Raw genomic sequence first — 23095 nt, 5'->3', positions numbered from 1 at the left:
TCGCATAATCAACTTGGAGGTTAACGGATGGATATTTTTACATTGATTTTCTGGGTGATCACCCTGGTATGGCTGGGGTTTTCACTGAAAAAAGACAAGGGCAAAACCCTGAAGGCCATAAAAATGTCCGGGGGAATGATGAAAGGGATCGCCGGGGATATCCTCGGCATCTTGCTGTTGATTGGTCTGATCCTCACCTTTGTGCCACCGGAAACGATTAAAGCCACCATCGGTCAGGCCAACGAGGTTGTTTCGACGGTACTTTTCGCACTGCTGGGAAGCATCACCCTGATCCCCGCCTTTGTCGCCTTTCCACTGGTGGCCTCACTGGTCGACGCCGGTGCCAGCATCGTTCCAATTGTCGCTTTTCTGACCACGCTGACGATGGTCGGAGTGGTGACCTTTCCGCTTGAGAAAAGAGAATTCGGTCTGAAATTCACGCTGATCCGCAACTCACTGAGCTTTGCTTTTGCCCTGGTGATTGCCCTGGCGATGGGGGTGATACTATGACATTTTTAAAAAGCCAACTCAAAAACAACCGCTTTCTGATGATCGTGATCCTGGCTTATGTGGCCGTCGGCATTTTTGCTCCGGACAAATTTCTGCCATCTCTGGGCAACACCTGGTATTATGTCAAGGAAATGCTGATGATCATGCCGGTGATTCTGCTGTTAACCTCGCTGATATCTGCCTGGGTACCAAAAGAAACCATCGAAAACGCCTTTGGCAAGAACTCGGGCCTTAAAGGTTCGCTGTTTGCTTTTTTACTGGGCAGTTTTTCAGCCGGTCCCATTTACGCCGCCTTTCCGGTCTGCAAAATGTTACTGAGCAAGGGCGCCAGTATTGCCAACATTGTTATCATCCTGTCCACCTGGGCGGTGATCAAAATCCCGATGCTAATCACTGAAAGCAAATTTCTGGGACCCGAATTCATGCTCGTCCGCTGGATTCTGACCACCCTGGCGATTTTTCTGATGGGCTATATCACCTCCCGGTTTGTCAAACCGGCGGATCTTCCCGCCGACGATGAAGCAGCCGCCACTCTGGATGGTCCCCTTGCTGTGAACGCCGACTATTGTGTGGGCTGCGGCCTGTGCGCTAAAATCGCCCCCAGCCATTTTAAGATGGTCAACAAAAAAGCGACCGTCATCAGCCAGACTTTGTCGCCCGGGGACGGCCTGGCCATCAAGGATGCCGTGGCAAAATGTCCCGCTAAAATCATCCGGTTTTATCGCTGAAAAAATCCCTCTGCTGCCGTTCTATTGGCAGCAGGGGGATTTTAGTGTTTTTATCGGCTGCAATCATCAGCGTCTATCAAAACGGTGAATGACGCTTTGCCTTGATTGTCTCGACATTTTTTACTGACTATTCTCACTATCCCTGACAGCTTACGCGGTTTTTAGTAATCCTTTTTCGCCGCACAGTCGGGTCAGCTCTTCGCCGATAATCCGGGTCATCTGATTAAGGTCAATGTTTTCACCATTGAGGACATCATACCAGCCGCCGGTCACGGCATCACCAACCGTTTCTTTGAGAATACCGCCGACGCCATTGTAAATTTTGGTGATCGTCACGGTGGTTCCGCTTAAAGCCACCTGAATAACATACTTATCTACTGGCGGAAACTGAATGCAATGCATGATTCCTTTTCCGGTCAGCTGGGGTTCCCCACAGGGATAGGTTCCTGCTTTCATAATCTCATGCAGTTCTTCATAACTCAGTTTTTGATTGAGTTTGACCTTGTCATAGCTTTTAATTACCTGCGTGCCTGACACTTTTATAATTACCTGCGTGCCTGACACTTTTATAAACTTATTTGTTAATGGTTGTTTCGATTATTCTACCTAAGAGCATTGACTTCTGCACATTTAGTTGATATTTTTGTGCAGAAAGAGACTCTTTTATGCAGAAAGGAATCGAAAATGCGTGAGTTTGATTATGCAAAAATACCTGATGAATTATGAGTTAATACATTGATTGATGCCTGACACTACATCTTCAATTGGGACTGAAAAACGCCGATTTAATCGTGATCGTTTTGGCGTCATAATCTAGCAAACCCGCTTTTTTCATTTTGGTCAGTTCCCGGCTCAGGGAAGTTCGCTGCACTCCCAGCCGTTCCGCCAATTCTTTTTTTGAGCAGCCTAAGGTGATCATCAGTGTTTTCTGCAACTGGTATTGATGACTGAGATAATCGTTAATCCGCTGGCGAACGGTTTTTAAGGAAATCACCGTCAACTTGTCCGTCAGAATCATTGTCTTTTCAGAAATGGACTGCATCAGTCCCTTCAAAAAATCAGCATTTTTTTGGCAGAGGGCCACCACCAGCTCGCGCTCCAGCTGTAGCAGCGTCACCTCGGTGACTGCTATCACCGTCATCGGATAGCCGTTGTTGACAGCAAAGAGCAAATTTTCGCCGATACTTTCCCCGGCCCGAAAGACGTTGACAGTGAGCATATTGCCGTTTTCATCGAGATTCAAAACCGCCACCCGTCCCGAAAGAATCACGTCCATCCGATGACAGGGTTCATTTTTTAAATGGATTACCTGATCCTTGTGGAACTGATTGACCGTCGTTTCGGGCGAGCGGATTATTTCTAATAGTTCGACTTCACAAAAGCCATTAAAAAAATTAGCGCTGATCAATAAGCGCAAAAGATCATCATTTTTCATTTTTCATCTCCTTGTGTTACCATGGTAACACCTTTTCTTTTATTTATCGATTATACTAGATTATATCCATGACGAAAAGGAGATTACGATGTTAGAAAAAATTTATGCATTTGCCAATGGCAATGAAAAACGGATTGAAAAATTGATTGATGACCAACCAGTGATGATCAACCATATGATTTTTCCCGAAGGAGAAGGCTTGAAGGAGCATTATTCCAATTCCAACGTTTATATGATCGTCATTAAAGGGGCGGTTACCCTGCAGCTGGATGATCAGGAACCGCACCGCTATGAAGCGGGACAGATCATCAATATTCCCTACCACGTCAAAATGAATGTTAATAACCGTGATCCCGAAATTTTGGAAATTTTTGTGATCAAAGCCCCCGGACCGGCTTTTTATCATCCGGACAAGCAATGACAACAGCACGACGCCGGGTCATCCAGCTGGCTTTTCTGGGTTTGTTCATCGTCCTGCTGGTGACCGGTAAGATTCAGCTGTGGATGGGCGTTTTTGTGCTGGGTGTGCTGGCTTCTTTGTTCTGGAGCCGTCTTTATTGTGGCTGGATCTGTCCGATCAATACAGCGATGGAAGGACTCACCTTTGTGAAAAAGAAAAGCCAGCTGAAAAGTTTTAAGATTCCTCGCTGGTTGTCAAAACCCTGGCTCCGCCTTGTGATCCTGTTGCTGTTTTTCCTAGTCTTTGTTTTTGTGATGCTGACTGGTAAAAAGCTGCCGATTCTGCCCCTGCTCTTTGCCGGCGGCGTCATCCTGACCCTTTTCTTTCCGGCCGAGTTGTGGCACCGGTTTTTATGTCCCTACGGGGCGATCTTAAGTCTCTCCAGCATGAAAGCTCGCCACGCCCGATACAAAAATCAGCCAATCCCGGCGTTCCCGCTGGTATTGGCTGATCTTTTTTTGTGCGAAGCTGCTTTACCCTTAACTGTCCCCATCATGACTCTTGCAACTCATGATCAAATGACGTTTCAGGTAAAAGTTTGATTGTTAACTACATCTGCTCGTCGCCGACAAGTTCCGGCAGCTTCGCGGTTTTATATTCCCCCAGGAAGGTGGCCCCCAGTAGCAGTACGGCTCCCAGCATCTGGACCCCGTTCATGGCTTCGCCAAAAATCAAAAATGACGCCAGTAGCGCAGTGATCGGGTCGATATAACTGAGGGTGGCGATGCTCTGACCATTAAGCCCTTTCATGCCGGTAAAGAAGAGAAAAAAGCCCAGTCCGGTATGCACCAGGCCCAACGCCAGCACCGCCATTACCGCCACCGGGGTGAGGCCGGAAAAAGCGATGCCGCCGCTGAGACTCACATAGCAAAATAACACCACCGTAGCGATACTAAGCTGCAGCAGCGTGGTGGCCATGCCGTTCATGCTTTTAATGAACTTATTGGTCAGCATCAGGCTGGCATAACAGGCTGCCGCGGCAATCCCCCAGGCAATGCCCAACAGATCATTGCCCGCTGCGCCGCTCTGGCTGCTGCCTTTGAGGATCAGCAACATCCCGATCAGGGCTGCCGCCATGCAAATAACCTTGCGGGGGATGATCTTTTCCTTCAGCACCAATGGTGACAGGCCGATGACAAAGACTGGTGCCATGTAATAGCTCAGGGTGGCATTGGCAATGGTAGTGTGCTTAAATGCTTCAAACAAAAAGATCCAATTGCCAGCCAGCACAGCGCCTGAAAACACTAACGGAATCAGGTTTTCGCGGACGCTGGAAAGAGCAATTTTCTCCCGGCGGATAAAACTGATCAGTAGCAGAAAAAGACTGCCGATCAGTCCTCAGAGCATGGCGATTTCACTGGATTCCAGATTGATAAACCGCACATAAATGCCGATGGTTCCGAAGATGACCATCGCCAGAATAAACATTAGTTTTGATTTCACGACTGTTCTCGCTTTCTATAAATACTTATGCAAAGATGTATGCTTCTAACACCAATGATTATAGCAATCGCAGAATCAGCCATTGGAGAATATGGTCTTTTTTATGGTCTCAAAGCTGCTTCTGCGATGAGACGGTTGGTGGTGATAGCGGTTTACCTGAGATTCTTCCCATATTGAGCCTCCTTGTTTATCTTAGTTACTGAATTATTTAACCTCATCTGGACGGGTCTGTCAAGAAAAACTGCTTAGTATAGGCACATCCGGCCCATTTAAGCGTCGGCGCGCTGGTTGTACCCGTCCAAATCCAGCGCATCCTGATCCAGAGCCTCGTAACTGACCACCTGGTTGCGGCCGTTGCGCTTGGCGACAAAGAGGGCCTGGTCGGCTTTTTTGATGGTTTCGAAGCAGTCGCCGCCCTCATAGATGGCCACGCCCAGCGAAATGGTGATCTTGCAGACGCCGTTAACCGACTTTTCCACCGAACTGCGGATCCGTTCAGCCACTAGGCTGGCCTGATCACGCTGGCAGTCAAACAGAAGCGCGACAAACTCTTCGCCTCCCCAGCGAATCACCAGATCCGGCCCCCGCAGACTGTGGCGGATGCAGTCGGCGACAAACTGTAGAATCCGGTCGCCCTCATCGTGGCCGTAGTTGTCGTTGACCAGTTTAAAATGATCCACATCCATGATCACAATGGCTATATCAGGACTCATAAAAGACAGATCGTGGCCCGCCCCCATGATTTTATGGAGCTGCCGTCGGTTGAACACCTGAGTCAAAGGATCGTGGAATAGCGCAAACTCCAGTTTTTTCTGAGTAATGTAATGATCATAATAAAAACCAGTAACGATCAGATCGACCAGGCCCAGCAGAATGATCACCTGTATGTTGAAGGACAGAATCACTTCGAGATTGGAGTAATGATAGAGCTGGTCGGCCAGTAGAATATTGCCGATCAGTCCCAGCTGGGCTACCATAGCATATAACGGCGGGGCACTGAAGGAAGCCAGCAACAGGATAAAACTCATGATCAGAAAGCCTTCATTGACATAAGATTGATCAGCCCCGTAGGAACCGGCCCAGATGTTACCCCAGATCATCGCATGAACCATCAGCAGGGATACGACTGACATGATCCGATAATTACCGGTCTGGCGATAGACCAGCACCACCACCGCCAGCGGAATCACCACCATGCTGCGGATCACTAGCAAGCGCAAGGTAAACTGCTCGTACACCTGCCAGTCCGGCACCAGCAGACTAAAGAACATCAAGGCCGAAGCAAACATGACGCCCAGATTAAAACGCCGGTAATAATCGTATTTGGCCTGGTAGAAATCATCCCTGGCCTTGCCCTCAAGTCTTAAAAATGCCTCCATCTGTCAAACCTCCCGGATTTTGTCGTTGTTTAACATTAAACCTCATTAAGGCCGGGTTTGTCAAGAAAAACAGCGGCGGTATGGGACTGGCTGGGCAACTACGTGATTAAATAATATCGATAGCGGCAAAATACCCTCCGTGGACCGCTTTTTTTACAATGCTGGCGCCAGTACAATCGCCTATCGCCATGAATGTTTCCCATTCCTCCCATTCACGAAGTTTTTCCACAATACCAGAATTGGCCGCACTGCCAACCGCATATAGAACGGTATCAGCTTCAACAAAATGTTCTGCATTATTCTTATCTTTATAAATAACGCCATTTTCCAGAATTCTCTCGGTATTTGCACCAATAATGCTTTGAATCTGATCCTTTTTTTGATCCATATATTCAAACAGGGTCGGTCGATGTAACATGTTCGCATCCTGTGCCAATTCGTTTGTGATTTCTAAAATTGTTATGTGCTTCCCAAATTCTGCTAAATGAAGCGCTAATTCACAGCCAATTAATCCGCCACCAATCAGAATGATTTTATCCCCCATCTTTTCTGGCTGATAATAGGCTGCCGTCGCATGGTATGCCTGTTCAATCCCTTCAATATTGGGTACCCGAGGCGTAGCGCCGGCCGCTACAATTATTGACTGAGGTTGCAGTTCTTCAAGTAACGCTCTGCTTGCGGTTGTATTTAATCGCACTTTAATATCACGTTTTAATGTCTGTCTCACAAGATAGTCCGTATACTTTTTCAAGTCTTGCTTATGCGCATCGTAATCGGTAAATCGCAGCGTTCCACCTAATTTTTCTTGATTGTCTACCAGGATCACTTGGTGACCCCGGTCACTTACTGTAATAGCCGCCTGCATGCCACCCGGGCCACCACCAACGACAAGTACCTTCTTCTTTTCTTCTACCGCTGGGGTATTTAAAAGGTAAGCTTCCTGTCCTGCTGTGGGATTGATATTGCATTGGTAGAATCCATCATAGAGCCCCGCCATACAATCATTACAGCGAATGCAGGGTCGTACCTCATCCTCTTTATTTTGCAATATTTTTCTTGGCAGATCACTATCAGCCAGGGTGCCTCTTCCAATTGCAACAAAATCAAGCGTTCCATCGGCTATCAACCGTTCCATTTCGGCAGGATCATCATTCGCTCCAACCGCACAAATTGCCGTTTTAACGCCAGCATTTTTTAGCAGTTTTGCATAAGGCACATTGATAAAATGTGGCATCAGGGTTGACGTCATACAGTAATGTTCGGAATTATGATAGTCCCCGGAAGAAATCTGAATGATATCCACAATGCCATCAACCATTTTACAAAATGCAATACAGTCCTCAACTGACCAACCATTTGGTTGATGTTCATCGCCACTGATGCGAATTTCGATTACAACATCATCACCAATTTTTTCCCGAACAGCTTTTAAAACCTGCAATGGGAATTTGGCTCTGTTTTCAATGGATCCACCGTATTCATCTGTTCTGGTATTCCATACTGGTGACAAGAACTGCGCCAACAGCCATCCATGACAGCACTGGATCATTACCTCCTGAAAACCGGCCGACTTCGCACAAAAGGCGCTCTCAGCGAAATCATTGGCGATCCGTTTCATATCCTCTTCATCCATGGCTTTTACCGCAGTTCCATTTTCTTTCACAAATGAAACTGGTCCGATGGGTGTGCCCTGTTCCTGGTTGAAAAAGGGTTCGGCAAATAATCCCGCATGGGCTAACTGAATCGAAGGCACTGCGCCATGACGCTTAATTGCATCGGTGAATTTTATCCAATCCTTGTTTGGCAGAATCATTCGTGAAAAATCAGGGCGAATTAAATCAACATTTGGCCGTCTGATTGCATCCACGTTATTCACAGGCGTTTCTCCATAGGTTATCCCGGCGGCACCGCCTCTGGCTTTTTTTTCGTAAAAAAGCACTGTTTTGAAATCAAGGGCACCACTGTATTCATCGGGATATGTCATTCCGGTTGGCGTCGTCACGATTCGATTACGAAACGTAATATTTCTAATTGTGTAGGGGCTGGCTAAATTTTTATATTTTCTCATTTCGACCTTTCTATTTACAGTCTGTCTCTACTGCTTTTGGTAACGCAGCTACATCTGTTGTTTCATTACGCAGGATATTGTTGTATGGGAATCTGACAACCTTTGCTCGGATTTTCTTTTGTCTTTCACCAGGTTCTCCCCAAAGCACAAACACTTCAGTGCCTAATTCTGTATACTCCGTATCCAGACAACCAATGGAAATCATCCGATGGAAATATGCTGAATTTTGTCTGCCAAATGTTGTTCCAATTGTTTCCCCGTCATTATTTAATATGCGATCATGGGAAATCGTTCCTGAGAAATCTGGCCAGAAATTGAGATCTGTCGGGTTTTCAATATACTTATACGGCTCCTCATCCCTAAACTGAGAGGCGAACACGTCCGCAATATCCTCGACATTCCATTCTAAGGTAACCATTTGACGTTTATTTTCTTCTTTAATTCGCTCAAGCGCTTCTTTTCCGATGAAATCATGATCAAAACGGATCATATTTCCCCATCCTAATTCGTATGGATCATGATAAAAAAGTTGTACATCATCTGAGGCACTGCCATGAGGGTTCATGGGTCCGGCAGCGAAAAGTTGGAATTCCATGCCTGGTGTACTTTTTAGATAGTTCATTAAATCTTCATCTTCACTCTTCGGCTCCAAGAAATGAACACCAAACTGTGGAAATCCATTTTCAGAATGATTCATTGGATAACAATGGGATCCAAGTCTTCTTAAACCCAAAGGTTTGCCTGCATCATAGAGTGCATTGTATACGTCATGTGCATCTTCAATAGCACCATGCACTTCATAGCCAAGCGTCCCAGACATTCCTATTCTAAGGATACGAACGGGCTTTCCGGCAATCTCTGCTTCTATTGAACGAAGGAATTTTAGATCCCGCAAATCTTTACCACTGGCACGTTCTACGATGTCAATCGATACTGGCCCTCCGATCTGAAACAGAAATACTTTTCCTGTGAGAAATTCACCTTCAACATCAAATTTTCCGTACTTCCCACTTTCCAGGGCGTAATTCAGCATTGGTACCATCCAGTACGTCATTACCTCATCTTCTGCTGTTCGTAACAAAACGCCATCTTGGACAATTCGTCCTTTCTCATCACATACAAGACCATGTTTAATCCTGCCAACAGGGAAAACGTTGAAATTCGTCGCACATATACGTGACAGGAATTTAATTACATCCGGTCCTTTTAGTCGATAGGTGTCAGTCGGGTTCAGACCAGCGTGCAGATAAGCCGTTGTTTTCCACGACACGGTTTCATCTCGCCAATTGGTATATTCATATGCTGAAACCCCTACAAAAGCTGGTGCATATAATGATGCATGCTCTGGTTTCGGACAAAATGGTGTAAAATCCAATGTTTCAAACTGTTCTTTCATTTTTAACGCCTCCTAAATTTTTCACTCTCACAATAAGATTCATTTCGATGAGTTAGACAGTTTCGCATAAGAAAACCCTCTTCTCAAGTATAATACTACTGAGGAAGAGGGGTAATGTATACGTATATTTGTACAGAGTTTCGATCTTACTTTTGAACTTTTTCATAAATCATCTTGCCATTCGCTTCATCCGAAGCGAGAATTGCAAATTAAAACATAGATTTTCATCATTTAAGTCCAAGTTAAAAAAATCCTCGATCCGCTTTAACCGGTAATAAAGTGTATTTTTATGCATATATAGGCGTTCAGCTGCTTTTTGGATATTTCTCCCTGACTCGAGATACGCTTCAAGACTTTCCTTCAATAGAGTTCCATTCACATTATCGTATTCTTCTATTTTCTTTAAAATTGGTAAACAAAATTTGTTCAAATCATGCTCTTTTGAAGCTAATTCCATAAAATGATACAAAAGTATATCCTCATAAAACGTTAATGGCTTTTCAAGATTTAGTTTTTGATACACACTTTGTATCGCCTGCATCTGTTGAAAGGCATTTTTTACTTCTAATATGTCCGTGAACCTGGTGCTCACACCGATTCGAATTTCATAGTTGCTAAAGATATCTTGAACGATGCTCAAGAAAGACTGGCTAAAATGTTTTTCAGAAATTATCATAATCAAACTTTCATCATAGATGATACAATGACAAGATGGAACTGATGCTAATAACGTCTCTCGAAGAAAGAATAATGATAGCGTATTATTATTATCATAAATTTTAATGCCAAGCAGCCGCATTGATTCAGGAAAATCTAAACGCAGAGCCCGGCAACGTTCCCGGATTTCGCTTATAGAAGCCGTTTCTTCAATAATATCTTTCAAAACTCTAAAATACGGAATCGTTTGCATTGCTGTACGTTCTTGATACAGTAATTCAAATAAAACGGATTTGCAGACAATCACCAATAAATCGGAATCTTCGCTGCGAAATGCTTCCTTTTCAATTATCGTCACAATTGCAACCACACCGTGCTTATCACGTACTCGACATCCTAAAAACCTAAACTGACTATAAGAGAATTTTCCTAAAACAGGGGTATCTTCTTCCATCAATTTCTTCATCACCCCTGAATTTTCTGTAATAATAGCTTTCTCAGCATTTAGGTAACCTTGAGGTAATAACTCTTCCCAAATCTCCTGATGTCCATTTATCTGACTTTTAGCTAAAATTTTCCCACTAACGTCATAAATAAAAATTGGATTACTCATTACTTCTGCAGCTAAATCAGTAAAATGTTGTAGTCCTCTTCTATCAATTAATGCATTTAGAATTTTATCTTTTCGCTCTGAATATGTTTCGTTATTAACGGACATCGAATTTTCTCCTGTCTAAACCTTTATACAATTATACCATTGGTTTATTTAAGATAACAGTAAAAAAGGACAAATGATCCACTTGTACAAAAGTTCAAAATAAAACAAAAGCAATGGAAGATATTACATATCGTACTTTTCAATTTTAAGTTATTATAATTTCATCTTATAAAGAAAGAGGTATTTTTGATGAATTCCCAAAACACTTTAAAATTTGTTCCACATATTCCCAACAATGTACCGGAAGTAAAAGTAATGGTCGCACCTGAAGGATTATGGCATCCCATGACCGATGGCACTTGGCCGTTACATCCTTTTGCCTATGATAAATGGGAGATTGAGGAATTGAGTTGGCATGATACCTGCTATATCCATGCCGGTTTAAATCCATTTCTGCAATTCGCGGTAAAAGGGAAAGAATTTCTGGACCTGATGGAAGCGGTCAGCGTTAATACCTTTCGTAATTTCCCGATAGGAAAAGCCCGTCATACCATTCTGTGCAATGATCAGGGCAAGATTATAATAGATGGGATCATCATCCGCCGTTCAGAAGAAGACTTTATTTGTGCCTGCTTACCGGATCCTGCCATGTTTAACACTCAGCTGGGCAATCAATTCAAGATCACTACCGAGTATATCGGAGATTCCAATTTCTTTTATCAGATGTGTGGACCGAAATCCTTACAAATAGTTGAGGAAGCAGCACGACAGGATCTTCATGATTTAAAATTCATGCATACTGCTGATGCTAAAATTGCTGGTAAAGAGGTATTTATTCTCCGAACAGGGATGGCGGGAACCCTGGGTTATGAAGTTCATGGTAAAACTAAAGATGCCCACGAAGTTTATAATAAGTTACTAGAAGTCGGCGAAAAATATGGGATACAGAGGCTTGGTCGTTTAGCTTATGTCAACGCCCACTGTGAAGGGAGTATTCCGCAAATTGCCGAACATTTTGCCACCCCAATGGATCCGGTCGCTTTATCAGGTAGTCTTCCTAGAGATTCTGAACTTCTTTTTCGAAGTCCAGTTGATCTTGGCTGGGAAAAACTCGTAAAATTCAACCATGATTTTCCTGGTAAAGAAGCATTAAAAAAAGAGCTGGAAGGGCCCCATAACACGGCTGTTCATCTTATCTGGAATAAGGAAGATGTGTTAAAAGTAATGGCTGGTTCCATGGATCCGGAGAAGCAATATGATACCATGGATTTGGCTTGCGATTACGACTATGTCCGAAATAATGCTGGCATGCATATTGATGCAGTATATGACGGAGAAAAGATGATTGGAGCTTCGTCTGGTCGCATGCTTTCACCCAAAACAAGAGATATGATATCGATTGGTTCGATCAATTCAGACTATGCGATCGAAGGACAGGTGGTCGAAGTACTCTGGGGTAACCCGGAAAGCAACCAGGTTCGGGTTCGTGTAACCGTCACCTTGTTCCCGTATATCAAAGAAAATAGAAATGAAAATTTTGATACTGAAACCATTCCACGCCCGATTTTTGATTAAAGATCTGGTTATTCAGCCGTGGGGTAAAAATTTAATAAAACCCCACGGAATTTAATAATCGCTGAAAGGTAAATTTCATGAAACTTGAAACTAAAGTTAATCTATATAACAACCTATTTAATTCTATTATTTTCGGTATAACCTTCACAATTATTGGCGGTTTGATTACAACTGGAGCCGTCGACTGGGCAAGCTTCCCCATTTCCGCGCTGGTCGGTGTCATGGCAGGCTTTGTAATCGGCCTTATCATTCCCATCGGCAAGATTGGTGCTATAGTAGCCGGTAAACTCTCAAAACCAGGTACCTTTTTATTTAACCTCATCATGAATACCGTACTTCTTATCCTGATTTTATTGTTTATGTGTCCAGCTCTGACCATTTTTATGGGCAGTGTTCTCATGGGAGCACCGATTTCAGCAGTTCTTCCAAACTCCTATGCACTTTTCTTACCATTCTTTTTTATTGGTCTGATCCTACTTATGGTTTTCAGCGGTTTAATTATGAAACTTTCGATGAAATGTGCCGGTATAACTGCCGAAACCAACCAAGAAACAGCATAACGATCAATTTTTACTCTAAGCTTGAAAACCATGTCTGATAACCGAAAGGGGCTTTTGCACCAGTGCATATTCGCAATTTTGCAAAAGCCCTTTTTTTGTGGTTAAGAAAGATAGACATCAAAATCTTGCTGATTGTGATCTTCTTTTTTATATGGATACAGAAAATTCAGCAAATCACGTCAATAAATTTTGATGATTGGGAATAATTTTTGCTGACACTTTCTTTTTTCTGATCAAGCGAATACGCAAAGAAATTTAGGTTTTACAGCAAACGAAGCTTGGTTTTTACAATAAAACAGGAGATCAACAGCATATCCAGATCCTCATCATCTATGGTTTCAAAATCGATCTCCAGAATCTTTTCAATTGATTGCAGACGATTAACCAAAGTATTACGGTGAATAAACAGTTTATCGGCGGTCTGCGAAATCCGCTTTCCATTTTGGAGATAAATCCATAAGGTGTGGATGAGTTCCAGAGACCATTGATCATGATTTTTTACGATTTTCTGGACGATCGGATGACACAATGAATAGGCATCCTGGTCTTTGCTTAAAACCTGGATGATGTACTCGGCGTAAACTTCTTTAAACGTATAAATCTGCTGATCCATCGTCTTTTTGCGACCGAGCTGCAAAGCCATTTCGGCCTGATGCATGGCTGCCGCCAAAAATTCATAACTGGGTTGTTTTAAACTGACGCTAGCACAAAGCGCCAGTTTTGTAAGTTTCGGCGAAATCATCTGAGCAATTGTTGCCGGAAACGCCATCCCATATTTACAGAGACAGATCGAAACAATGCGATTGTCCACAAACAAGGTATAGGCATGGGGCAGGGCTTCGCGTAGATGTTTGAGATAAACCAGATGATTGTACTCCGTCAACGTTAAATCACTGTTCAGGTCAAACACTACACAAAAAAAGGCATCATCTTCATCCCACTTCCGTGCAGCAAAAAAATGTTTGACGAGATCAGGATCGACATACTTTTTCTGTATTAACTGTGAAATGAGATAACAAATGTCATTGTTGACATTCTGATCAGGTTTGGGCAGCTGCAGTGAAATCTCCAAAAGCTGTTGAATATGGTATACCAGTGAATGCTGTCCAACCGTAAATTCGCTGACCAGATTTGTCATGGCCAGATTAGCAAAAGGAACCTGATTCTGAACGAGGGTCGCACAAATAATACGTTTTTGATGGTCATCGCTTAAAGGGGGAACCAAAACGGGTTTTCGCTCTTTAATGGTTAAATCAGATAAATTACGGTATTGTTGCGGAATGTTTTCCACCGCACCATAGCCTTTGTACAGTACCGATTCCCAAATCGGATCGTTAAACCGATCCGGAAAATTTCCTGATTTGGCAATCATAATAAAGGATATATCTAATAAAGCTATCGGATTATTTAATACCTGAGCCGAAAGATCCAGCAATTGCTGAATGGGCTGTCGATTCAGAATTGCATCGGTCAATGCTTCATGCCACCGATTGAAATCATCGAAAATGCCCTGCACTTTTTCAAAAACATCCCAGAGCTGCTCATTTTTTGCCATCAAAATAACGTTCCAGGAATGGTTGATTTTCAAATCTGCACCGTTGTCATTTAAAATAATTAAAGACAGCTTCTCAATTTGTAAATAAGCTTCCGACAGCTGATGATCGATCAGATAAAGATATTGATCACCACACTGCCTGGGATCATCCGGTAGCAACCGGACATTTACCAGTTCCATCTCAATGTTGCTGTCGGCAATTATTTTTGATTTTTCGATGGCTAATGCATCCCCAATGATGTGAAGATTCAATTTCATCTGACTTTCACCTCAAACTTTGAATTTGATAAAGTGCACAACGGAAAAAATAATTATCTACATTATTGCACAGTGCTTTGTAAAAAACAATTTGTTATGATAAACCTAATAATCGAAATGCGCATTTTCGAAAATAATTATAAAAAAATCTTGTAATAGCGGAGGTATAAAAATGAAGTTTAATCTTGATAGTGCAATTATGGAAGGTGCTTTCACCTTCTGGAAAGACTTTGGCGGAAACATTCTACCTTATGAATTTACTGGCCCCAGGGACGAATTTATGGCTACCCGCACCACGGCTTCTTTAGGTGTGTTTCTGAACAGCAGCCCCATTTATGATATTTCGGGTAAAGATGCTGAGAAATTTCTCAATAAAGTCTGTGTCAACCGTGATTTCAATCTGATGAAACCAGGCGGCTCACGACATGGTCTGATCTGCAATGATAAGGGACAACTTTTAGCCAGCGGTGTCATTCTTAAAAAAGAAAATGGCGACTATCGTACCTATTGGTTAGCTCCGGCAATCCAATATTTTCTGATGACGAGTGGTCTTGATGTAAAAGGCGAATACTTAAATGATGAATATTTTTACCAACTTGACGGACCAAAATCGCTGGAAATTCTCGAAGAAGCAACTGAAACCGATTTACACGATCTGAAATTTGGACAAAATAAGAAAGTAAAAATTTGTGGTACTGACATGATTGTCTATCGTCTTGGCATGACCGGCGCTTTAGCATACGAAGTACATGGTGCTGCTGAAAATGCCGAAATGGCATACAAAAAGCTTCGCGAAGTGCTGTTTAAGTATGGCGGTAAACTTCAGGGTGCCCGCAACTATGTGCAAATTCAACACACCCCAGCCGGTTATCCCAATCAATTCCAGCATTTTTGGTATCCATTTCAGTCAAGTGGTGTCGGCCTGGCAGAATTTGCCGAAAAAATTGGTGGCTTAAATGCTCCCTTTGCGGGCAGTGCCTCCGACAACAACGAAAACTTCTACTCTACCCCCTATGATTTAGGCTGGGAAAAACTGATCAGTTTTGACAAGGACGATTTTATCGGAAAAGAAGCATTGATGGAAATTGCACAAAAACCATCACGTACCATGGTAACATTAGAATGGAATGCGGATGATGTGGCCGATGTCTTTGCCTCCCAGTTTAGAGGAACTGACGTTGAACCCTATGAACAGATCGAGCATATTTCCGGCCTTTCTGATGCTTCTCAAGGTGCAGCCATTCGCGGCGATTATGTTTTAGTGGACGATCAAAAAATCGGTGTCGCCACCGGAAAAACCTACTCATTCTATGAACAGCGGATGATTTCACTGGCCTCCATCGATCAGAAATATGCCAAAGAAGGAACCGTTGTGGTTGTTCTTTGGGGATCCCCCGGTACGCCACAAAAAAAGATCCGGGCTAAAGTCGCTCGTTTCCCTTATTTTAATGCCGAATTCCGAAATGAAACATTTGATGTCGAAAAAATTCCCCGAAGAAAATAATAATGCTTAGCCCATAAAACCACCCCTGTTCTTATTATGAGGAACAGGGGTGCTCTTTTTATTCACACCACATCTTTCCTGATCTGGTCATTCAGAAGATTCACCACGTTTGGTAGGATTTCAGGAGATTATTGACACTATTTTAGAATTATTATCAGCTGAAAATCTAAATTATTCAGTATTTGTCTGTTCCAGCCTCATCCAGAATAATCTCTGGTACACTCTGTCGCTGTTCTAAATTGTAGTGCGCTGAAACTTCAATCTTTCCTGATTCTTTGCCAATCTTTTGCAGATCCTTCAGCTTAAATGCCCCAATCATCTGCTTAAGCATTTCTGCTTGCCCGGATAGTTCTTCACTAGCGGCGGCACTTTGTTCGGCAGTAGCAGAATTGGTTTGTACCACCACGGAGACCTGTTCAATTCCCTGAGTGATTTCGGCGATCGCTGATGCCTGTTCATTGGAACCCTCGGCAATTTTACTAACAATTCCGGTGACTTCCTCAATTTTTTCGAGAATCGTCTGTAAGCTAATTGCTGTCTCATCCGCAATGGTGTTACCCATCACTACCTTATTTATTGAACCTTCAATTAGACCGGTGGTTTCCTTAGCTGCTTCGGCACTCCGGGCTGCCAGAGTTCGTACTTCTTCTGCCACCACAGCAAAACCTTTGCCATGCTGTCCAGCTCTGGCAGCTTCGACCGCTGCATTGAGCGCAAGGATATTGGTCTGAAACGCAATGTCATCAATAACTTTAATGATTCTCGAAATATTCTTGGATGAGTTATTTATTTCATCCATGGCTGCCATCATTTTCTTCATCTGACCATTGCCCAACTGGGCATTTTCTTGAACGGACAGGGTAAGTTCACTAGCCTGATTGGCACTGATGGCATTCTTTTTCGTCTTTTCTGCCACTTCTTCAATGGATGCTGTCAATTCCTCAATGGCACTGGCCTGCTCGGTTGCCCCTTGAGACAACCCCTGACCACCACTGGAAATTTGCCGGGCACCATTTTCGACTTGTTCTGCTGCCGCATTAATTTCTGAAAGCGTACTGCTGAGCTGAGTCGTGATATCATTTATGGCTTTTTTTATTTCGAAAAAATCACCATGATAGTAGGCTGTAATTTCCTGATTCAGCTCACCCTTTTGCATGTTTATTAAAACCATCGTGATTTCACCAACAACCTGTTTCAAAAAATACGTAGTCTTATTTAAGGCTGTTTTAATTTCTGCATGATCCCCAGCGTAATCCCCTGTCATCTCTACCTGCAGATTTCCTTTTGACAGTGCTGTCATAACTTCAGACGCTTCATTGATCGGAGCGATAACAGCGTCCAGAGTCTGATTAAAGCCGTTGATGACTTTGGCATAACCACCTTTAAAACGATCCGGATCACCGCGATTGCTTAAATCCCCGGCAACCGCACTTTGTGTCATTTTTCTGGTTTCTTCAACCATGCGCTGAATCGTCTCGATCATCTCGATCAGACTCGGCGTCAAGGTATCAGCATCACTGAGTTTTCCCATCTCCTTCAATTCGTCAAGATAAGTAAATTCACCCTGTGCGATATTATCAACTATCATAATAATTCGATTAAACTGATCCACCGCCCGATTGATTGATCCAGCAATCGATCCATAAAGTCCACTATAATTTCCTGCAATTTTTCTGGAGAAATCATTTCGATCAATGTGATCAAGCACCTCATTGCCTGCAGTTAGAGCACCTAGTCCATCAATACAAGCATTAATGCTGTCTTTTAGAATATTGAAATCGCCATTGTAAGTTTCAGTGATTTTTTCAGGAATTACGCCGGCACCAATCTGATTGATGCATCGACTGGCATTTCGAAGCGGTTGAATAAGACCTTCCATAACCTGATTGATCCCTGAAACAAAATCCTGGTAGGAACCAGCTAAAACCTCCGGATCACCCTTGTAATCAAAATGCCCAAAATAAGCGACTTCATATCCAGCCTTTTCTATTTCCTTGTAAAGTAGATTAAGTTGATCTACCATATCAATAAGTGCATCGGCCATCCGATCCTGTTGAGAACTCGGTTTGATTTCAACAGTCAGATCTCCTTTGGCCAAGGCTTCAGCCGCTTCAACTAACTGTCGTCGACTTTCCTTCATCGTCGTGAAAGATGTCATCATCTGACCGATTTCATCTTTTGGTCTCATTTTTAAATCACTGAATAACTGGTCATCAAATTCAATTTCTCCATCAGCCATATGAGCGAATGCCTCGTTTAACCGGATGACGGGTTTCATCAATATTCTACCCCAAATAATTGCCACCGGAACACTTATTACAACGGTTGCCAACGCAACCAACCCGACTGTCAGTCCCAGGGAATGCAACGCTTGTGCCAATTTTTCTTCTGCGAGTGCCGTCGTTAACACCTTGCTAACCCCTAGATAAGCGGCCATCCCAGTCATCACAATACCAATAACCACGAAGACAATCACCAGCAGTGCTATTTTTCCAGCCATACCAGTTTTATAGTTTTTTTGGTGATTACTACCGTATTTTGACCTTACATCATCCATTTTCATTTCCTTTCATCAACTTGATCTGTTGAACAGACCAGTCTGCCTCATTTTACCAGGTCTAAATTCCTTCCCCCAATATTACGACATTCATCCTATCTCTAATGGTTCGCTGCCAGCTTTTATAGAGTTTTAAACATCAATTTTTAAAAACAAGCCTTTTCAAGAATAATAGTAACCAAGAAAAGACCTGGTTGAAAAACCAGATCTTGTTATCTTTAGTCAATTGAGCTAAAACCGATGCCTTTTTTCCGAATTGTTTATAACATACGCCAATCGTTTTTTTGTTTTCTCATTTTTTCAAAATTTTTAAAATAATTCTTCGCCTCAACGTCTTTATCACAGCCGATTTCTTTGGTACAATATCGGCCGCGATTTGAATCCAGTTTTCTGATGATACTACGCTTTCTCTTTATTTTTTTTCATATACATATAGAGTCCAATATAGCCAGCCAAAAATCCGCTGAACAGTCCACTTATTCCGTTTCCAATCGCATTAGCCAGAACCGTTTCCGGGATTGGCATCAGGAAATAATTGATCAAAAAACTGATCAGACAACCCATCAGTCCTCCGGTAATACCGGTTATTACAGCATCCCTCATCCTAAATTACCACCTTTCATCATTTCTTTGTCGCTTTTTTTAAGCTTATTTCCATTTTTTTAGGCAACCAGTTCTTTTGCTTTAACAGCGGCACTGCCAGCATCCGGGGCATAACCATCGGCGCCAATTTCGTCGGCATAAGCCTGAGTAACCGGGGCACCGCCGACAAGGACTTTCATATCCGGTAAAGCTGCTTTAACGGTTTGAACCGCTTCTTTTAAGGCTGGCATGGTAGTGGTCAACAGACCTGAACAGGCAACCAGGACGACGTTATCATTTTCTTTTACTGCTTCCACAAATCGGACGGCTGGCACATCGACACCCAGATCCACCATGTCAAATCCCGCACTTTCGATCATCATTGTGACCAGATTTTTGCCGATGTCGTGGAGATCCCCGGCAACCGTTCCGATGATACAGGTTCCTAAAGAGTTAGATACCTCACCAGCCATCACTGGTTTTAACACTTCGACGCCTTTGGACATCGCTTTGGCAGCAATCAGCATTTCCGGTACAAAGATTTCTCCGGATGAGAATTTATCGCCGACCACACCCATGGAAGCGATCATCGCATCCAGAATATCCTGGGCTTTATCACCGGCATCCAGGGCTTCCTGTACGGCTGCGGCCACCTTCTTTGATTTACCCGTTTCGACCAAAACTTTTACTTCTGCTATTTTTGACATATTTTTCTCCTTTGATTTAAATTTAAGCTCTTGTTTTTATTAATCTGCCCGGAACATGTGCATGATCCGAGTTAAAATGTTACTATTTTACAAAAATACCTTCCCGGAAGGCGCTGATGTATTCCATACAATATTCGTCTTCACCCATCATCGCTTCGGTAGCAAACAGCATCCCCATCATGTCCTTATTTAAAGGATCAAGGATGAAGCTATCCATACCGGCGCTCATCGCTAGTACGGCAAAAGCTTGATTGGCAATCCGTCGGGCCGGCAGATTGAAGGAAATATTACTGACCGCCCCAGTCACATGAATAGTCGGATACAGGGTCTTAATGCCTTTGATAACTTTTACCACCATATTGATACCATCTTCTGATGTACAAAGCATTTCAATCAGCGGATCAATGTGCATTCTTGATGGGTCGATCTGATATTCTTGGCATTTTTCCATTAGTTCGGTGAACACATCCAGACGATCTTTGGCGGTTTTTGGGATCCCTTTGTCACTGTTTAAAAGCGCCACGCATTCCCATCTGGAATCGGCGATGGCTTTAAAGGCCACATCCGCCTTATCCCCTTCCAGTGACATTGAATTAAACAGTCCCGGTTTGTTGCAATATTTCATCGATTCAATGCAGGTGTAAACATTGGGGCTGTCCACCGCAATCGGCACATCGGTGGCATCCTGAACAATGTCGATCAACCATTTCATCGTTTCCAGTTCGATGTCATCATCCACTGAGGCACAGACGTCGATGAAATTCGCTCCGGCTTCGGCCTGCTTAATGGCCAGGTTCCGGATAAATTCGTCATCCTTTGCGGCAATGGCCTTCCCGGTTGAGGGAATCGCTCCGTTAATTTTTTCTCCAATAATAATCATTTTCTAACTCCTACTTACAATCTGTTTGTTTTTATAAAGCGTCAAATAGCCCGGCAATACGGCATTCCAGGCTTTGTGCATTCGTATTGAATACAATTGCAACAATACTTATCTGAACGGTTGATCCTACCATTTCTTTGACTGTTATATCGACCCCAGTGGTTGAGATCATGGTTACCGGGGCATCGCATTCAACCAAAGCCTTGACATGACCGATAATCCCGCTCATTTCCTCTATCCACCTGGTCAGGGTTTCAATTTCGCCTACCAAATTTTGTTTTATGGTTTCCAAATCTCCAATAATATCCCGATTGCCGGAGCATACCAATGCATCATCATGCATGTGAGATTCAATCCCATGATGATGGTGACCAGCATGATGGTGATGGTTACAGGATTCAGCGTGGTCATGCTTTGTTATCATATAAATCCTCCGCTTGATTGACTATTTTTTTTAATATGTCTTCTGGAATTACCGCTTTTGCGGATATTGGAATGACTTCCGCGGTTTGATTATAGTTTAATATGCTGTGCTCAACTTGTTTAAGTTCGGCACTGCTGATCAGATCCACTTTATTCAGTAATACGATCGAAGTGTCCTCCAGCTGTCCGGATACCAACAATTCCATGGCGTTAACCAATCGTTGCCAGCGTTTGGCATCAGCGATGATCAGGATTGTAGCGTCAAGACCAACCTCTGTTAAAATTGTTTTTCTGATACTGCCTGGATAAGCAACCCCAGTGGCTTCAATGATCAGCCATTGGGGATCAAGTTCGGTCTGGATTTTTTTAATACTGGCAACCAGTTCTCCGGTGAGAGAACAGCAGGCGCATCCACTAAAGAGATTGTTAACAATAAATCCGGCCTTCTTCAGGACTTTGTCATCAATTCCGATGGCGCCAATTTCATTTTCCACAATCGCAACTTTTACTTCAGAACGATACTCTTTTTCAAGACTGACGAGATATTCTGCCAGTTGCAGCAATACGCTGGTTTTACCAGAGCCTAAAAAGCCCCCGAGAATTAATATTTTCACAATCGGTTCCTGTTCTGATACTATTATTGTGCTGCCAGCTGATGACTGTAACGGGCCGCTTCCTGAATAATCGGCATCATTTGTGCGCCGATTTCGGCGGGATCCAGACTGTTGACGAGGACAAATCCAAAGAAGATGAACCCGGGCTGTTGGCCATATTCATCAAAACAGCGGCGCACTTCGGCGATTCGGGTTTCCAGGGTCGCATCGGCAGCACCGGGGGCCCCGTTAGTATCAAAGCCACCCATTAACACAATTTTGTCGCCGTATTTTTTCTGCATCCCGGCAATATCATTGGTCGGCTGAACCGACGTCCAGACTGCGGCGCCGGTTTCGATGATATCTTCAATCAGTGGTTCGCAGTAACCGCAGGTGTGCTGCACCGGGATCATCCCCAGTTCTCTGACGGCGTCGTTAAGCCGTTTGTGATGGGGTTTAATCAGTTCACGATAAGTCGCCGGCGACATGAACAGCCCTCTTTCAGTGGCAATATCATCGTAATTGGTAAACAGATCTGGTTTGTAATATTGTTTTACTTTTTTGGCAAACTCAATTTTGTAATCAGTAATCGCGGTCATTAAATCGTTACAGGCTTCCGGTTCTTCGGCCAGTGCCATCAGCGCTTCTTCAAAACCCATTAACGCCGCCAACCGCTCAAAGACGCCATTGCCACAGCCAAATTCAATGGCTTTCAGAGTTCGGTCCACCGGCATCATGCTTATTTCGGTGTCCACCATGGCCTGCCAGTCGATGGCTTCCAGATCGGGAAATTTGACAATCTTTTGCCAATCTGTGATGGTCTCACTATCCATAATATGTTCATTGGGGGCCGGAATCGGTGCGCCGCCGCCAGAAGCTGGGGTAATCCAGCGAATACCAAAGCCATCGTAACCGCCGCCCAGCGGTCCTTTTTCAATCCAGGGTCCTGGCAGGGCGCCAAATCCCAGCACGTCACAGTCGGCAATGTGGACCGGGGTCCATTCGGTTTTTTTGTGATTGATAGCGTTTAAATAATTTTCCTTCGGGGTTAATGCCATATCAATAATCCTCCTTAAATTTGTACTTCGTTGATATTTTTATTCTACGAGATATTTACGAAACTGTAAATTATACAAGCTGATTGACTTTTCTTGTCTTGATCTATAC

22 protein-coding genes are annotated in these 23095 nt (G+C 43.4%); 7 read left to right on the top strand and 15 right to left on the bottom strand.

The window, feature by feature from the left end; all coding sequences use genetic code 11:
* Window positions 1–27: 27 nt before the first annotated feature.
* Together ACIZ62_RS06735 and ACIZ62_RS06730 are read left to right on the top strand one after the other, a co-directional pair.
* A complete protein-coding gene (locus ACIZ62_RS06735; RefSeq protein ID WP_111887409.1) occupies window positions 28–510 on the top strand; it encodes a permease in 483 nt (160 codons plus the stop codon).
* Window positions 507–1238: a permease gene (locus ACIZ62_RS06730; protein ID WP_111887410.1), complete on the top strand. Its 732-nt coding sequence runs from the start codon at window positions 507–509 to the stop codon at window positions 1236–1238. Before ACIZ62_RS06735 ends, ACIZ62_RS06730 begins: the two co-directional genes overlap by 4 nt.
* Before the next feature lie 150 nt (window positions 1239–1388).
* Here ACIZ62_RS06730 and ACIZ62_RS06725 read toward each other — a convergent pair whose 3' ends face one another.
* Both ACIZ62_RS06725 and ACIZ62_RS06720 read right to left on the bottom strand, forming a co-directional pair.
* Window positions 1389–1775 carry a hypothetical protein gene (locus tag ACIZ62_RS06725; protein ID WP_111887411.1) on the bottom strand — a complete coding sequence of 129 codons (387 nt, stop codon included), beginning with the start codon at window positions 1773–1775 and terminating at the stop codon, window positions 1389–1391.
* A 223-nt stretch (window positions 1776–1998) separates the two neighbouring features.
* On the bottom strand, window positions 1999–2673 hold the full coding sequence (locus tag ACIZ62_RS06720; RefSeq protein ID WP_414151548.1) for a Crp/Fnr family transcriptional regulator: 675 nt from the start codon (window positions 2671–2673) through the stop codon (window positions 1999–2001).
* A gap of 88 nt (window positions 2674–2761) precedes the next feature.
* On the opposite strand from ACIZ62_RS06720, the gene ACIZ62_RS06715 reads away from it, so the two are divergent.
* Window positions 2762–3094 carry a cupin domain-containing protein gene (locus ACIZ62_RS06715; protein WP_111887413.1) on the top strand — a complete coding sequence of 111 codons (333 nt, stop codon included), beginning with the start codon at window positions 2762–2764 and terminating at the stop codon, window positions 3092–3094.
* Complete coding sequence (locus tag ACIZ62_RS06710; protein WP_111887414.1) at window positions 3091–3675, top strand: 4Fe-4S binding protein; 585 nt, start codon at window positions 3091–3093, stop codon at window positions 3673–3675. Before ACIZ62_RS06715 ends, ACIZ62_RS06710 begins: the two co-directional genes overlap by 4 nt.
* Before the next feature lie 7 nt (window positions 3676–3682).
* Here ACIZ62_RS06710 and ACIZ62_RS06705 read toward each other — a convergent pair whose 3' ends face one another.
* The 5 genes from ACIZ62_RS06705 to ACIZ62_RS06685 all read right to left on the bottom strand — a co-directional run bounded on the left by ACIZ62_RS06705 (window position 3683) and on the right by ACIZ62_RS06685 (window position 10794).
* A complete protein-coding gene (locus ACIZ62_RS06705) occupies window positions 3683–4417 on the bottom strand; it encodes a DMT family transporter (protein WP_414151845.1) in 735 nt (244 codons plus the stop codon).
* Window positions 4418–4845: 428 nt separating this feature from the next.
* On the bottom strand, window positions 4846–5955 hold the full coding sequence (locus ACIZ62_RS06700) for a diguanylate cyclase (RefSeq protein WP_414151547.1): 1110 nt from the start codon (window positions 5953–5955) through the stop codon (window positions 4846–4848).
* A 106-nt stretch (window positions 5956–6061) separates the two neighbouring features.
* Window positions 6062–8023, bottom strand: a complete 1962-nt coding sequence (locus ACIZ62_RS06695; protein ID WP_414151546.1) for an FAD-dependent oxidoreductase — start codon at window positions 8021–8023, stop codon at window positions 6062–6064.
* Window positions 8024–8033: 10 nt separating this feature from the next.
* Window positions 8034–9419, bottom strand: a complete 1386-nt coding sequence (locus ACIZ62_RS06690) for an aminomethyl transferase family protein (protein WP_322518867.1) — start codon at window positions 9417–9419, stop codon at window positions 8034–8036.
* A 169-nt stretch (window positions 9420–9588) separates the two neighbouring features.
* The gene (locus ACIZ62_RS06685; protein ID WP_414151545.1) at window positions 9589–10794 is read right to left on the bottom strand and encodes a PucR family transcriptional regulator; all 1206 of its coding nucleotides are present in this window, start codon (window positions 10792–10794) and stop codon (window positions 9589–9591) included.
* A gap of 189 nt (window positions 10795–10983) precedes the next feature.
* Here ACIZ62_RS06685 and ACIZ62_RS06680 point away from each other — a divergent pair, with 189 nt between their 5' ends.
* Both ACIZ62_RS06680 and ACIZ62_RS06675 read left to right on the top strand, forming a co-directional pair.
* Window positions 10984–12309: a hypothetical protein gene (locus ACIZ62_RS06680; RefSeq protein WP_322518869.1), complete on the top strand. Its 1326-nt coding sequence runs from the start codon at window positions 10984–10986 to the stop codon at window positions 12307–12309.
* 77 nt (window positions 12310–12386) lie between these two features.
* Window positions 12387–12869, top strand: coding sequence for a hypothetical protein (locus ACIZ62_RS06675; RefSeq protein ID WP_414151544.1), 483 nt, complete (start codon window positions 12387–12389; stop codon window positions 12867–12869).
* 262 nt (window positions 12870–13131) lie between these two features.
* On the opposite strand, the gene ACIZ62_RS06670 is transcribed toward ACIZ62_RS06675, so the two are convergent.
* Entirely contained in the window at window positions 13132–14682 is a 1551-nt protein-coding gene (locus tag ACIZ62_RS06670) for a PucR family transcriptional regulator (RefSeq protein WP_414151543.1), read from the bottom strand.
* Window positions 14683–14854: 172 nt separating this feature from the next.
* Here ACIZ62_RS06670 and ACIZ62_RS06665 point away from each other — a divergent pair, with 172 nt between their 5' ends.
* Entirely contained in the window at window positions 14855–16186 is a 1332-nt protein-coding gene (locus tag ACIZ62_RS06665; protein WP_414151542.1) for an aminomethyl transferase family protein, read from the top strand.
* Between the two features lie 175 nt (window positions 16187–16361).
* Here ACIZ62_RS06665 and ACIZ62_RS06660 read toward each other — a convergent pair whose 3' ends face one another.
* The 7 genes from ACIZ62_RS06660 to ACIZ62_RS06630 all read right to left on the bottom strand — a co-directional run bounded on the left by ACIZ62_RS06660 (window position 16362) and on the right by ACIZ62_RS06630 (window position 22986).
* Entirely contained in the window at window positions 16362–18743 is a 2382-nt protein-coding gene (locus ACIZ62_RS06660; protein ID WP_414151541.1) for a methyl-accepting chemotaxis protein, read from the bottom strand.
* A 399-nt stretch (window positions 18744–19142) separates the two neighbouring features.
* On the bottom strand, window positions 19143–19346 hold the full coding sequence (locus ACIZ62_RS06655; protein ID WP_322518874.1) for a hypothetical protein: 204 nt from the start codon (window positions 19344–19346) through the stop codon (window positions 19143–19145).
* A 59-nt stretch (window positions 19347–19405) separates the two neighbouring features.
* Entirely contained in the window at window positions 19406–20032 is a 627-nt protein-coding gene (locus ACIZ62_RS06650) for a corrinoid protein (RefSeq protein ID WP_414151540.1), read from the bottom strand.
* A gap of 82 nt (window positions 20033–20114) precedes the next feature.
* Entirely contained in the window at window positions 20115–20912 is a 798-nt protein-coding gene (locus ACIZ62_RS06645; RefSeq protein WP_414151539.1) for a methyltetrahydrofolate cobalamin methyltransferase, read from the bottom strand.
* A gap of 31 nt (window positions 20913–20943) precedes the next feature.
* Entirely contained in the window at window positions 20944–21336 is a 393-nt protein-coding gene (locus ACIZ62_RS06640; protein ID WP_414151538.1) for a hypothetical protein, read from the bottom strand.
* Window positions 21320–21949, bottom strand: a complete 630-nt coding sequence (locus ACIZ62_RS06635) for a GTP-binding protein (RefSeq protein WP_414151537.1) — start codon at window positions 21947–21949, stop codon at window positions 21320–21322. The genes ACIZ62_RS06640 and ACIZ62_RS06635 overlap by 17 nt, the downstream gene beginning before the upstream one ends.
* 23 nt (window positions 21950–21972) lie before the next feature.
* A complete protein-coding gene (locus ACIZ62_RS06630) occupies window positions 21973–22986 on the bottom strand; it encodes a uroporphyrinogen decarboxylase family protein (protein WP_414151536.1) in 1014 nt (337 codons plus the stop codon).
* Window positions 22987–23095: the final 109 nt, after the last annotated feature.

Source organism: Acetobacterium carbinolicum, from assembly GCF_047456275.1.
In the GTDB taxonomy this organism is placed as follows: Bacteria; Bacillota; Clostridia; order Eubacteriales; family Eubacteriaceae; genus Acetobacterium; species Acetobacterium carbinolicum.
Note: the sequence above shows the minus strand (reverse complement) of the source record. Positions and strands in the feature narration are given on the sequence as shown.